The sequence below is a fragment of the Flavitalea plasmicola genome, assembly GCF_030546645.1.
GTDB lineage: Bacteria > Bacteroidota > Bacteroidia > Chitinophagales > Chitinophagaceae > Puia.
This window is the reverse complement of record NZ_JAUOTO010000002.1, coordinates 40301-53374: the sequence shown is the minus strand read 5'-3', so window position 1 is coordinate 53374 and position 13074 is coordinate 40301. Positions and strand designations below refer to the sequence as shown.

10 protein-coding genes are annotated in these 13074 nt (G+C 50.5%); 9 read left to right on the top strand and 1 reads right to left on the bottom strand.

Annotation, left to right across the window (positions count from 1 at the left end; genetic code table 11):
• The first annotated feature begins 5 nt into the window (after positions 1–5).
• Entirely contained in the window at positions 6–926 is a 921-nt protein-coding gene (locus Q4E93_RS05670) for an NADP-dependent oxidoreductase (protein WP_303583304.1), read from the top strand.
• An 87-nt stretch (positions 927–1013) separates the two neighbouring features.
• Positions 1014–1523 carry a VOC family protein gene (locus Q4E93_RS05665; RefSeq protein ID WP_303583301.1) on the top strand — a complete coding sequence of 170 codons (510 nt, stop codon included), beginning with the start codon at positions 1014–1016 and terminating at the stop codon, positions 1521–1523.
• 19 nt (positions 1524–1542) lie between these two features.
• Here Q4E93_RS05665 and Q4E93_RS05660 read toward each other — a convergent pair whose 3' ends face one another.
• Complete coding sequence (locus Q4E93_RS05660) at positions 1543–2640, bottom strand: baeRF3 domain-containing protein (protein ID WP_303583299.1); 1098 nt, start codon at positions 2638–2640, stop codon at positions 1543–1545.
• Positions 2641–3225: 585 nt separating this feature from the next.
• On the opposite strand from Q4E93_RS05660, the gene Q4E93_RS05655 reads away from it, so the two are divergent.
• Genes Q4E93_RS05655 through Q4E93_RS05625 form a run of 7 tightly spaced genes read left to right on the top strand, consistent with a single transcriptional unit; the run spans position 3226 to position 13074 of the window.
• Complete coding sequence (locus Q4E93_RS05655) at positions 3226–3864, top strand: RNA polymerase sigma factor (RefSeq protein ID WP_303583298.1); 639 nt, start codon at positions 3226–3228, stop codon at positions 3862–3864.
• On the top strand, positions 3861–5021 hold the full coding sequence (locus Q4E93_RS05650) for a FecR family protein (RefSeq protein WP_303583297.1): 1161 nt from the start codon (positions 3861–3863) through the stop codon (positions 5019–5021). Before Q4E93_RS05655 ends, Q4E93_RS05650 begins: the two co-directional genes overlap by 4 nt.
• 53 nt (positions 5022–5074) lie before the next feature.
• Positions 5075–8404 (top strand): SusC/RagA family TonB-linked outer membrane protein, encoded by a 3330-nt coding sequence (locus tag Q4E93_RS05645; RefSeq protein WP_303583296.1) that lies wholly within the window; start codon positions 5075–5077, stop codon positions 8402–8404.
• Between the two features lie 15 nt (positions 8405–8419).
• A complete protein-coding gene (locus tag Q4E93_RS05640; protein WP_303583294.1) occupies positions 8420–9826 on the top strand; it encodes a RagB/SusD family nutrient uptake outer membrane protein in 1407 nt (468 codons plus the stop codon).
• A gap of 17 nt (positions 9827–9843) precedes the next feature.
• Positions 9844–10599: a DUF4843 domain-containing protein gene (locus Q4E93_RS05635; protein ID WP_303583292.1), complete on the top strand. Its 756-nt coding sequence runs from the start codon at positions 9844–9846 to the stop codon at positions 10597–10599.
• A gap of 32 nt (positions 10600–10631) precedes the next feature.
• On the top strand, positions 10632–12131 hold the full coding sequence (locus Q4E93_RS05630; RefSeq protein WP_303583290.1) for a PKD-like family lipoprotein: 1500 nt from the start codon (positions 10632–10634) through the stop codon (positions 12129–12131).
• 22 nt (positions 12132–12153) lie between these two features.
• Complete coding sequence (locus tag Q4E93_RS05625) at positions 12154–13074, top strand: ABC transporter ATP-binding protein (RefSeq protein WP_303583288.1); 921 nt, start codon at positions 12154–12156, stop codon at positions 13072–13074.

Sequence of the window (13074 nt, the reverse complement as noted above, 5' to 3'; positions counted from 1 at the left end):
GTGCTATGAAGGCGATCATTGTAACAGATCAGGCTGCGGGAACAGCCGGGATGAAATTAGCGGAGCGGCCAGAGCCCCAGGGCGCAGCGATCGGCGATGTCATTGTTCAGGTTCATGCGTCGGGATTCACCGGGGATGAACTGACGTGGCCCTCGACCTGGACCGATCGCCTCGGCCGTGACAGGACGCCGTCGATCCCTGGCCACGAAGTGGCCGGAGTGGTCACCGCCCTTGGCTATGGCACAACGGGTCTGTCGGTGGGACAACGGGTATTCGGGCTCACGGACTGGACCCGCGACGGCACGCTGGCAGAGTATGTAGTGGTAGAGGCACGCAACCTCGCGCCGCTGCCCGGCGACGTTGACTTCACGGTTGGCGCGGCCCTGGTGATGCCGGGACTCACCGCCTGGCAGGGGCTGTTCGAGCACGGCCGCCTTCGTACAGGGCAGAGCGTCCTGGTGCACGGTGCCGGCGGCGTAGTCGGTTCGATGGCAACACAGCTTGCACGTGATGCTGGCGCATACGTCATCGGCACTGGGCGCGCGGACGCCCGTCAGACGGCGCTCGATTTCGGGGCGCAGGAGTTCGTCGACCTCGACCACGATGCCCTGGAAGACGTGGGCGGAGTCGATCTGGTTTTGGATGTCTTTGGCGGAGACATTGTGCAGCGTTCTGCTGGCCTGATTCGCGCCGGAGGAACGCTGGTGTCCATCGCCGGCCCGACCGAAGCGCGGCCCGCTAACGGCATAACGGTCGATTTCGTTGTCGTGCCCGATCGCATGCAATTGAATGAGGTCGTCCAGCGGGTGCGCGAAGGACGCCTGCGGACCCACATCGGCGCCATGGCTACCCTCGACGACGCCGTTGCTACCTTCAATCCGACCAGGCGGATTAAGGGTAAGACGATCATCCGCGTTCGCCCGTAAGGACTCGGGGAGGTCGGGCGGTTATATACATCGAACAATTCTCGCTTCTTTTTGTTCCTCAATCTAACCAACTAATCGGCAGCAGGTATGAATACAAATGAACCAGCATCAACAGATGAACACCGTGCATCGGAATTGGGATCATCAATAAATCCCGTCCAGGTGGAGCAGAAGAGCTATGAGATGCCTCCCCGGGAGGGGTTCACCGTCGCACACTTCCTTACCGTTGCCGACATCGACAGATCGGCTCGGTTCTACGAAAAGGTTTTCGGCGCCCGTATGCTGAGCAAAGGCGACAACAGCGGCGCCCCTGCGTATCTCCAGATCGCGAATACCTGGCTCATTGTGAACGTTGGAGGCGGGCCGACTCCCGACAAGCCGACGGTGACACTCAGCGTTCCCCAACCTGATAATATCAACAGTTTTATGAATATCCGTGTTGCGGATATTCAGGCATGCTACGAATTATGGAAAAGTAGAGGGGCCGAGTTCATTACGGAGCCGATACCCAAGTATGGCGAGATCCGCTGCTACATCCGTGATCCGGACGGCTATATTATCGAAGTAGGACAAAGCACCGACCTTACCTACGGTTAGCCAGTCATTCAAAAAATGACTAATAAAACCTTATCAAGGCTATACGTTCATAATCCTTCAGTGCTCCATTGCTGACAAATTCAACATCTCCCCCGGCCTCCAACACTTTCTCTATTACACCATCTACAGCGTCCTTTATGTAAAATGGGCTATTCGAGCCGACATCTTCCTTGTAAATGCTATCGGGTTGAGATCCCTGGCGAGCAGGATACATGAAATCCTTTTCGACCAGCAGCAAACGGCAATTCTTATGAGTGGCTGCTTGCCACACCTGCCTGATGCCGGATTCCAGCTTTTTCTCGCTGAGCGCTTCCTCTATTTGCAGCAGTAAAGCCTTCTCCCTGATTTCCCGCCGGTGTTTTAGGTAAGGTTGAATCACCTCCCGGAGCTCAGCTTCGGAAGCCGCCAGGTAACTCCCGGGTATGAATTCGACCAGGCTTTTTGGATTCCGGGTTATCTTTTTAAAATGCCCCAGCACCCTGTCGGTTCCAGTTACAAACACGGGCAGTGGATATGATTTCAAGATCAGGGTAAGCCCCTGATCGCAATGGTGCAGGAAATTATCTATCAGAATTTCTTTATGGTCTTCCGGATCGGAGAATTTCCCGACTTTCTCCGGCATGTCTCTTTCGAATGCATGAATATTCTGGGGGATGTCGGACTTAAGAAGAACAAACTTAGTGCCATCGTCCAGGTACATTTTTGAGGATTCGCCACTCAGCTGAAGCACCAGATATTGGATCAGTTGCTTTTTGCAATAGATGAGGTCCCGGATCGCAAATGTTTCGCCGATAACGATCTTTTCGTTTACAGGAAAATCGAAGTAAAATAGCTTTTCTATGAGGGGCGAAACAAATATAGCCAACCCTTTTTTGCTGGCATCGAATTTAATGTTTTGGACAAGGTCCCTAAGCTTGCCGATCACAAGCATGGCCTTGTCTTTAGGATAGTTTGCTGATAATTGCGATTCGACCTTCCCCACTGCAATTTTCAGTTGATGATGCAGCTCAGTCTGTAATGAAATGGCTGGCTCAAACGGCAGAATGATGGAAACCTCGGGCTGATATTTTACTGCGCCAAATACTTCTTGCTCTTGTTTGGAAAGATGGGCTTTCATATTGATAATTTTAATAGGGAAGCTAGTTGAAATGGAAAACCTTACGCATGATATGAATCAGCGATTGCCCTGAATAATATCATTTTTCCGGCCCGGATGCCTTTTTATTTTTGTTCGCCCTTTTCCAGGAAAGATAAAAATGGCTGGCGGCTCCCCGCGACATCGACGCAGGAAACGTCCATTGGTATATTGCAGGGAGCTTGGAGAAAACATTCTTGATATCAGATTGTCAAAGGATCTCCGCCTGGACATTTTCGGCATTTTGAATGGAGTCTTCGGATATATAAAGAATCGCCTTGTTAAATTGTCGGAGGGCATGTTTGTCAATTGACCGGAACTATCAGCCCTTGGATTGGGTTGTATGGGACTAAGTTTCAGCTGTAGTCCCACCATCGAAAAACAAGAGGCCGGCCTGATCTGGTGCGCGCGCATTGACCCTTATAGGTGATCGTATTTTAAAATAAATATAGTTATTTTTTCTTTACCTTCACCCTGCCGGCCGCTCGTCTGGCTTTTTCATAATACCACCAACCTTTCCTTCTTTTGACTTTTACAAGTTTCAAAAACAATTCAACAAATACTTGATTGTCTACAGGTCAACCATATAATGAAACCGAACTGCTTCGACGTATTGCCGATGGTGACCAGGATGCGTTCTCCGAATTCTTCCGGCGGTATTTTGATCAGTTGTATCTTATTATGTTCAAGTACACCAATAGGAACATCGATGCAGAAGACATCGTACAGGCCGTGTTCGTCAAGGCCTGGGAGAAACGCCAGGTATTTAATGAAATGGAAGATCCTATGAGCTGGTTCTTTGTCACCGCCCGCAATGAATATCAGGATCGCTTCCGGAAGAGCAGACTTTCCAGGCGATATCAACAATACTTACAAGAGGTGTTCGATCAATCAGACATCTCACCGGAATCCATCCTGACAAATAAGGAATATGCAAATATCTACCATCAGGCCATCAGCAATTTGCCTGAAAAGCAACGAATGGCATATAAGCTAAGCCGCGAAAACGGACTAACCTATGACGAGATCGCAACGGAAATGAAAGTCGAAAAGTCCACGGTGAAAGAACATATAGGTCGGGCCATACGATCGATCAGGGCATTTTTTCTGTCCCAAACCGGCCAGACAGACGATTTTCTACTTTTTCTACTTTTTTTTAAGTTGTTGTCCCCCTCTATTCTTTATCATTCGTCTTTATATATATGACCGAAGACCAATTCATACGGCTGTTAGAGGGATTTCACCACCGGCGTCTGTCTAAAGAAGAGCTGCTTTCTTTTCTAAAAGCCGCTGAAGACCCGCGTTTTGAGTCGCTTATTGGCGAACGCCTTCATATGGAATTGGCTCAAATGCGGGCTTCATCCATTGCCGAAGGGCAAAGAGCGGATAAGGTCTGGCAAAATATACACACCGCAGTTTTTGCTGCCCCCAAGCCTGCACATCGCATCCATTTTCTCAGAATGGCATGGGTTCGCTATGCAGCAGCCGTCATCATTTTATTTGCCATCGGCGCCTACTTCTGGACCTCCGGTAAGAGGCAGCACCAGGACGTGGCTGTTAGTACAGACATAGCCCCTGGCCATGAGGGGGCAATCCTTACCCTCGCCGATGGAACCCAGGTGAAATTGGACAGCATGGACAATGGCACGGTGGCCGAACAGAAGGGCACGAAGGTCTTGTTGAAAGATGGCAGCCTTGCCTACAATGCAAGCAATGCCAGTGCAATGACCTTCAATACAATGACTACCCCAAATGGGCGTCAATTCAGTATCCGGCTGCCTGATGGCTCCAGAGCCTGGCTTAACGCAGCTTCATCTATTACTTACCCTACAGCATTCATCGGTAAAGAGCGTCCCGTAACTATCACCGGCGAAGTATACTTCGAAATTGCCGGGGATCCGGCAAAACCGTTTAAAGTAAAAGTGAATGATAAGACAGAGATCGAAGTGCTGGGAACAAGCTTCAACGTTAAAGCGTATCCTGGCGACGCGACTATCAATACTACTTTATTGACGGGGGCCGTACGCTTATATACGTCCGACCATGTGCAGCCCCTAAAACCCGGAGAGCAAACACGGGTAAAACAGGATGGCGAAATTCAGCTGATAAGGAACGCCGATATACAGAAAATAATGGCCTGGAAGAACGGGCTCTTTAATTTCCAGGACGAATCGTTGGAGGAGGTCATGAAACAGCTCGAACGGTGGTACGATATTAAAATAAGATATATCGGAGACCCGCCGAAAGCAAAATTCTTCGGTGAGGTAGGAAGAGACCTGACATTATCTCAGGTCATCGAAACGCTTCGGGAGGTCGGTATCCAATGCAATATCGAAGGGCACACTTTGATCGTAACACATTAAACCTTCTCTATAGCTACCTCGACTGCTATTTAATTACCAAAACAACTGCAAGTATGAATTTTCTCTCTTGTTGGGGCCGCCTTTTCGTGACCATCGGCCTCCTTCACATATGTGCCGTAGGCATCTCCCAAACTGTTACTATTTCTGTAAAGAACTGCCGTATCGACTCAGTTTTTTCGGTGGCTAAAAAACAGACAGGCTATGTGTTCTTCTGCAGTTCGGACATTCTCAATGAGGTCGGACCAGTTTCTATCGACGCCCGTAATATGGATATCGATAAGTTTCTTGATAAGCTTTTCAGCGAACTTCCTCTCAAATATACTATCAGGAACAAAACCATCATCGTCAGTAAGAAGGCGGGCGCAACACCTGCCGGGATCCATATTTCTCATAACGCGCCTGCTGCACAGCCCCCGGACCCTAACCCCCAACGGCCCCCCATTCTGGGCCTTATACGGGGACGCGATGGCCGGCCGCTCGTAGGGGCCAGCGTGTTGGTGAAAGGAACAAAGCAGGGCGCATCCACTGACCCCGCCGGCCGGTTTACGATCGAGGCGAAGCCAGGACAAATACTGGTCGTCAGCTACATCGGGTACAAAACGGCTGAGGTACGCATTCTTTCCAATAAGATCGATCTGCTGGATATCGTGCTGGACGCGGATGATGAGCGCATAGAGGAGGTGGTCATCAATACCGGCATCATCAAACGAGACAAAGCTAGCTTCACCGGTGCGGCCACGGTATACACAGGTGCACAATTGAAAACAGTGGGTAACCGGAATGTGCTGGAAAGTCTCCGCAGTCTCGACCCCGCCTTTATCAAAGTGGAAAACAACCTCCAGGGCTCGAATCCCAATACGATGCCTACATTTGAGATCAGGGGACAAACCACCATTAATACCAATACGCTGAATGGACAGTTCAGCCAGGACCCGAACCAGCCCCTTTTTATCCTGGATGGATTCGAAACCACCTTACAGATCATTCATGATCTGGATATGAACCGCGTGGCCAGCATCACCATCCTGAAAGATGCCGCTTCCACCGCGCTCTATGGCGCCAAGGCTGCCAATGGAGTGGTGGTAGTGGAAACCAAGCGCGCAGTTCCCGGCAAGCTGCAAATGTCCTACACCGCCGACCTTACGTTTGAAATACCTGATCTTCATAGCTACAACCTGATGAATGCAGCGGAAAAGCTGGAGTACGAGCGGCTACATGGCTTTTTTTACGACACCACAGGACCCGCGCAATGGCGTAACGAGGAAAAATATAATCATCGCCTGGCGGAGATAAAACGCGGTGTAAATACTTACTGGCTCAACGAACCCTTGCGCACCGGCCTTTCGCACAGACATTCCCTCCAGTTTGCAGGTGGTAACAGCGATCTTATGTTCAACGCTTCCTTGTCCATGGGTAGACAAATTGGTGTTATGAAAGGTTCCGGCAGAGGGACGTGGGGTGGCAATATCGGCGTCTCTTACCGCAAAGACCGGCTGAACCTGTACAATACCCTGTCTTTATCAGGCGTCAAAGCTGACGAGTCGCCCTATGGCTCTTTTGCCAAATTTGCAGAGGCGATCCCATATTACCGGAAAACATTGCCGGACGGTACGGTCGGCAAATATCTTGACGGGGAATTTGATCCGACCATTATCAATCCGTTGTATAACGTGTCATTTTCCGGCATCAACGAGACTAAATCATTTTCCTTCTTCGACAACCTCGATGCTGTTTATACGCTCTCTGCCAGGGTCCGCCTCCAGGCCGGGATCCAGCTCTCGAAAGCTTATTCAAAGAACGTAGGGTTCGTGCCCCCGGAAAATACGTTGTTCGACAATGCAGATCTGCAGCAAAAAGGAAGCTATACACAAATAAATGACGAAAATTATGCTTATCGCGGGTATGCGATGCTTAGCTATGGTGAAATAATCGGCAAACACCAACTCAGCGCCACTGTCCGGGGCGACCTGTCGGAAGTTACAGGCGAATCGAGAGGATTTTCCGCCGTGGGCTTTCCCTATGGTTCCGACGGCAATCCCATCTATGCCTACAGCTATACCCCCTTCGGCACACCCACCGCCAGCAATGCCAAAGCCCGGAGCGCGGGCCTTCTCGCGAGCTTCAACTATGCGTGGGACCGGCGCTTCCTGTTCGATGCGGTATACCGCCTGGATGGGGCCAGCGTATTTGGTACCGATCACGTATTTAAGCCATTCCTTTCCGGCGGCCTTGGCTGGAATCTGCACCAGGAAGCATTCCTGAAAAAAATGCAGTTCTTCAGCCTGCTTAAACTACGTGTCAATGCAGGTTATACAGGCAATGAGAACCTTGGCCAGTTCAGCTCTATCTCTACCTATCGCTACCAGACCGGCAACAACAACGCCTTCGGCCAGGGCATCACCGTATACTCGCTGGGCAATCCGACGGTGGACTGGCAACGCACGCTACAGGTGAGCTATGGCATCGACCTCGGCTTCTGGAACAACAGGGTCAGCGGCTATATAGAATACTTCGACAAGAAAACGGATCCGTTGACCATTGGCGCCGAAGGTACATTACCTTCTTCCGTCGGAACAGGCAGTAATTATGTAATAAATGCAGGCTACCTCAGCACTAAGGGCTGGAACATGAACATACGGGTACAGCCGGTAAACATACCATCCAAAGGCATTGTATGGTCCATAGGCATTATGGGAAGCCGTTACAAAAGCCTGTATGGTGGCCTTGCCGATAAACTGGCTAAATTGAATGAAGACCAAACGAAAAGCCAGGGGCTGCTGCGCTTTACAGATGGGTACAGCCCGGACGATATCTGGGCGGTAGTTTCACACGGCGTAGATCCCGCCACCGGCAAGGAACTGCTCGGGAAAAAAGACGGCACGATCTCTTTCGACTATTCCACCGACGACATTGTAAAAGTCGGCAATTCGCGGCCAAAGATAGAAGGCGGCATCAGTACTACTTTTACTTACAAGAACCTCTCGTTGAACAGCACGCTGCGTTATCGCATTGGCGGATACGTGTTCAATAATGCATTGTATAATAAAGTTGAAAATGTCGGATACGCTCCCGAGAACCTCGACAAACGAGCGCTGTACGATCGCTGGAAAAAGCCGGGCGATATCGCGCAGTTCACCGATATTAAAAGTACTGCCGCCAACCTTACCTCGCGCTTCATACAGGAAGATAATCACCTCATCGGTGAATCGTTCAGCCTGAGCTGGCGCACCGATGCAAAATGGCTGCAACAGCTCAAACTGCAGTCGCTTTCCATTACCATGTATATGAATGATATATTCCGTCTTGAAAAGATAAAAACAGAACGGGGAATAGATTATCCATACGCCCGGACAGCCAGTCTCAGCATCAATGTTTCATTCTAATTAAAACAGGGGACAATGAACCGAAAACAGATCATCAATATAATGCTCGCCGGTATCTTTCTTAGTGCAGGCTGTAAGAAATACCTGCAGGTGCAGCCAACGGGCGCCTATACGGAAGTACAGGTCTTTTCTAACAAGTCAGCCGCGCAGCAGGCGCTGAACGGCCTCTATATCGGCCTGGCCAGCAACGACCTTTACGGGGCCGCGCTCACCCAAACCTATATAGAGCTGATGGCCCAGCGTTACAGGGCCCTGGTGGACGGTGTCAATTTTTATGAACAATATCAACAGAACAACTATAATGCCAAGCAGGCGCAAGACGTATTCAACACCATCTGGAAGAGCGCCTACCAGACAATAATGTCCGCCAATCTTTTTCTTGAAAAGATCGAAGGATCTATAAAAGATCGCGTGGTTTCGGAAGATCAGGGTAAATTGATGAAAGGCGAGGCGCTTGCAGTCAGAGCGCTTCTGCACTTCGATATGATGCGTTTGTTTGGTCCCGTGTACAGCCTGGGTGAAAACCAACAAGCGGTGCCATACTACACCGTTGCCGATGGAACGGCGCAACCCATCCTTACATCGGCAGAAGGGGTGGAAAGGGTGGTGCAGGACCTGACTGCCGCGGAAAGTCTGCTGGCAGATGATGCCATCATAAGATCGGGGATTATAAATGACCCCGATTTCTATACAGGCCACCGGAATCAGCGGATGAACTATTTTGCCGTAAAAGCGCTGAAGGCGCGTGTATATCTATGGGGCAACAAGACGACGGAAGCGCATGATGCCGCCCTGGCTGTGCTGACCCAGGGCGAGCAGTGGTTCCCCTGGCTTCCTTATACCTCTATCATCAATTCTTCCACGCCGGACCGGATCTTTTCTACTGAGCTGCTGTTTGCTCTATATAACAGGAACCTGTATAAAAATTATGCGACTTTCTTCAGTCCCGCCCTGACAGACACCCGCTTGCTGGCCCCCGACGCGGCCAATCTTCGCACTACGTTTGAGAACAATGAGAACGATTGGCGGTACCCCACCACCTGGCGTCAGACCACCAGGTCCTTCCGTACTTTTTTCAAATATGAAGACGTATCATTGTCGCAGCCGTGGGCATTCCTGCAGCCGATGATCCGAAAATCGGAACTCTATTACATTCTTGCCGAAACAGAAACGGATCCTGTGAAAGCACGTAACTATATCGATTCCGTGCGTACCCACAGGGGGTTGCCGGGTCTTGCTGCAAATGCCTCCATGCCTGCCGAGCTTTTGAAAGAATACAGGAAGGAGTTCTACGGAGAGGGTCAGTTATTCTTTTACTATAAGCGAACCAATACGCCTTCCATACCTGACGCCATGACAAATGCGTCCAGGGTCCCCGTATACGTGGTGCCGCTGCCTTTGTCTGAAACCACCCCCCGCTAATACAAAAATAGCTCATCATGAAAAGATTACTATACATCAGTATTATCCTGACAGCCGCATCTTGCAAAAGGGATCCGCTGATCACCTATAATATAGATGACAACGTGTATTTCAAATACACCATAACCACCAATTACTACGTCGACAGCACCAACTTTTCTTTTGCTTACCGGGATGCCAGTGTGCAGGACACCATCCTGCTGGTGCCGTTGGGGGTCACAGGGCCGCCGGCCGCAACCGACCGTCGCTGTAATATCGTGGTCGACCCGACATCCACCGCTGTAGCCGGGACCCATTATGACCTGCCGGAGGCGGTGATCCATGCCGGCAAGGTGGAAGACACACTGCGCCTGCACCTCAAGCGGGCCGTGGATCTGGCTAGCGGGGTGAAAAAGCTGATCCTGCGCCTGCAACCCAATGAGTTCTTCAATACACAGCTGCAGTACAGGGTAGTCAATAACGTTGCCCGGGATTCCGCAGATGTGCTGACCTTTTCCATCACTATGTCCGATATCCTCGATGAAGGACCATACTGGAATGATTCCTATGCCGCCTTCTTCGGTACATTCAGCCTGAAGAAAGTAAGATTTATACACGACCTGCTGGGGATGCCGCTCGACTTCTGGTCGGTATACCCGGATAACCAGCGCCGGGCGGCAGCCACTTACTATGCTTCCTCCACTTCGCGCTATCTCAGCGACCAGGCAGCACAGGGAAATATCATATATGATGAAGATGGAGCGCCGATGACGATGGGCGCCGGGTATCAATGATCTTTACTTCTAACATTCAAATGTCGATCTGTATGCGCAAAATATCAACCTTTTTCATGCTGATGACCTTCTGTTGCGCCTTTGTATCCTGTTACAAAGACTTGGGCAATTATAATTACCACGCCATCAACGAAATAAGCTTTACCAACATCGATACCGCCCATGGGTATACCTTATTATTGGGTGAAACGCTTGCCATAGCTCCTGAGCTGAAAGGCACGCAGGATCCCGCCGGCACCGGGAAACAGTATACCTACGAATGGTCGCTTGACTTGAGCGCGAAGGATTCTGTCCTTTCCACGGAAAAGAACCTCCGGGTGAAGCTGGTGGTGCCTCCCGGTAAATATACCCTGCAATTTAAAGCCACAGATATGGAGACGGGCATACGGGCGCACATCAGGACCCAACTGCTGGTCATTACGAAGGTTTTTGAAGGTTACCTGGTAATGAACGAGGTAAATGGAAAAACAAGACTCGATATGCTCAGCTACTTTCGGACGGAGGATAGATTTGAACAGATCACTGACGTGCTCTCACAATTGGGCTCAGAGCCTCCGCTACAGGGTAAGCCGAGACAGGTGTTCTGTATGGAAACAGAGGCTTTCCGTATCACGCCGCAGACCTACCGGATCTATCTCGTTACGGATAACGGCACCTTCAGGATCGACCCGGAGACTTTCGGATACGATGCACTTGACGACTTCCGGTATGAAATGGTGGGCAGCTTGCCGGGTGGCTTCAACCCATCAAGCCTCACCGGCAGCCTGCAGTATGCCTTTATGCCTACCACGTTCATGACGGAAGGCAACAATATATACAGGCGGGTATACGAAGGCATCGTATTTCCTTATGTGCCGGTGAATATCTATGCCGGCGAGCCGAAACCATTCAAAGCATTCCCACAGGTGACGTGCTATGACGATATGTTTGTTGCATACAACATGGATAAGCGCACATTTACCACCGGTTCATTCGGCAGCGTCAGCGTCGTCGATATGCCACCAGGCGTTGGATTTCCCGAAGGGAAAGACATGGTATATATGGAAGATCAGCAGTCTACCGGCCTGGGCTTTGCGGTAATGAAAGACCCCGGTGCGGCCAATTATTACCTGCTGCGCTTTTACCCGGGCTGGTCCTTTGCCGACTATTTCGAGCCGATGGTCGCGACAGATATAGATAAGGCCACTCGTTTTGCCTCGAGTCCCGAGCTGGGTTACCTCTTCTACAGTGTCGGCGGCAAGCTGTATGAATACGATCCGTTCCTGCAACAGAGCTTCCTGATGCTGGATAAAGGCAATGAGGAGATTACCTATATCGCGTTCCAGAAATTCTTCAACCCGAATTTCTATGATAAATATACGCAGTTCGGCAACCTGCTGACGGTTGGTACACTAAATCCGGCAGGCGCTGAGGGCAGCAACGGCACGCTCGAACAATATGTGGTGCCACCGGTAAACAAACCATTACAGAAGAAAAACTCATGGACCGGTTTCGGCAGGATCACCAGTGTGTCCTACAGGGAAAGAAATTGATTTAATCACATAAAGTATAAAAATGCAAGAACCTATTGTCAGGATAGAAGGCTTGTCGCATCGGTATACCAGTACCTGGGCCATACGTGACATCGACATGCAGATCGATGCTGCGGGTATCGTGGGGTTGCTGGGCTCCAATGGCGCAGGCAAGTCCACCACTATGAACATTCTGTGCGGGGCGCTGAACCAGACGGAAGGAAAGGTGTACATCAATGGCATCAGCATGCGGGAACACCCGGAGGAGGCTAAAAAACAGATCGGGTTCCTTCCTCAAAATCCACCGTTGTACATGGACCTCACTGTGGATGAATACCTTCAGTATTGTGCCGGATTGAGGCTGATGCGCAAAGATAAAATGAGGTCCGCCATCAGGGAAGCCAAAGAACGCTGCGGGGTAGATCATTACAGTACACGCCTGATACGCAATTTATCCGGGGGATACCGGCAGCGGGTGGGGATTGCGCAGGCTATTGTGCATAAACCCCGGGTGGTGGTGCTGGATGAGCCTACCAATGGCCTGGATCCTAACCAGATCATCGAAGTGAGGGCATTGATCAAAGAGATCGCGCAGGACAGGGTAGTGGTCTTTTCCTCGCACATCCTTTCAGAAGTACAGCTTCTTTGTAAAGAGATCAAAATGATCGAGAGCGGACGTATCGTATTCTCCGATACGATGGATGCTTTTAATAATTATGTGGAACCGCACAGCCTGCTGCTGCACCTGGAAAATCCGCCTGCGGCAGAAGAGCTGCAGCAAATCCAGGGGATCACCAAAGTAGACTTCCTTACGGAACGGCAGGTGCGCCTGCACTTCAGCGGCGACCAGGATATTGCTGAGCGGGTAGTAGCTGCCAGTATCCTTCATGGCTGGCGCCTGCGTGAGATCAGTCTGGACAAGACCGCGGTGGATGAAATTTTCAAACAGCTATCCTCCCATTAA

Excerpts from the sequence above, each read along its gene's own strand:
- Q4E93_RS05665 (WP_303583301.1), top strand. The coding sequence starts at position 1,014 with ATGAATACAAATGAACCAGCATCAACAGATGAACACCGTGCATCGGAA.
- Q4E93_RS05635 (WP_303583292.1), top strand. The coding sequence starts at position 9,844 with ATGAAAAGATTACTATACATCAGTATTATCCTGACAGCCGCATCTTGC.
- Q4E93_RS05640 (WP_303583294.1), top strand. The coding sequence starts at position 8,420 with ATGAACCGAAAACAGATCATCAATATAATGCTCGCCGGTATCTTTCTT.
- Q4E93_RS05630 (WP_303583290.1), top strand. The coding sequence starts at position 10,632 with ATGCGCAAAATATCAACCTTTTTCATGCTGATGACCTTCTGTTGCGCC.
- Q4E93_RS05670 (WP_303583304.1), top strand. The coding sequence starts at position 6 with ATGAAGGCGATCATTGTAACAGATCAGGCTGCGGGAACAGCCGGGATG.
- Q4E93_RS05625 (WP_303583288.1), top strand. The coding sequence starts at position 12,154 with ATGCAAGAACCTATTGTCAGGATAGAAGGCTTGTCGCATCGGTATACC.
- Q4E93_RS05650 (WP_303583297.1), top strand. The coding sequence starts at position 3,861 with ATGACCGAAGACCAATTCATACGGCTGTTAGAGGGATTTCACCACCGG.
- Q4E93_RS05660 (WP_303583299.1), bottom strand. The coding sequence starts at position 2,640 with ATGAAAGCCCATCTTTCCAAACAAGAGCAAGAAGTATTTGGCGCAGTA.
- Q4E93_RS05645 (WP_303583296.1), top strand. The coding sequence starts at position 5,075 with ATGAATTTTCTCTCTTGTTGGGGCCGCCTTTTCGTGACCATCGGCCTC.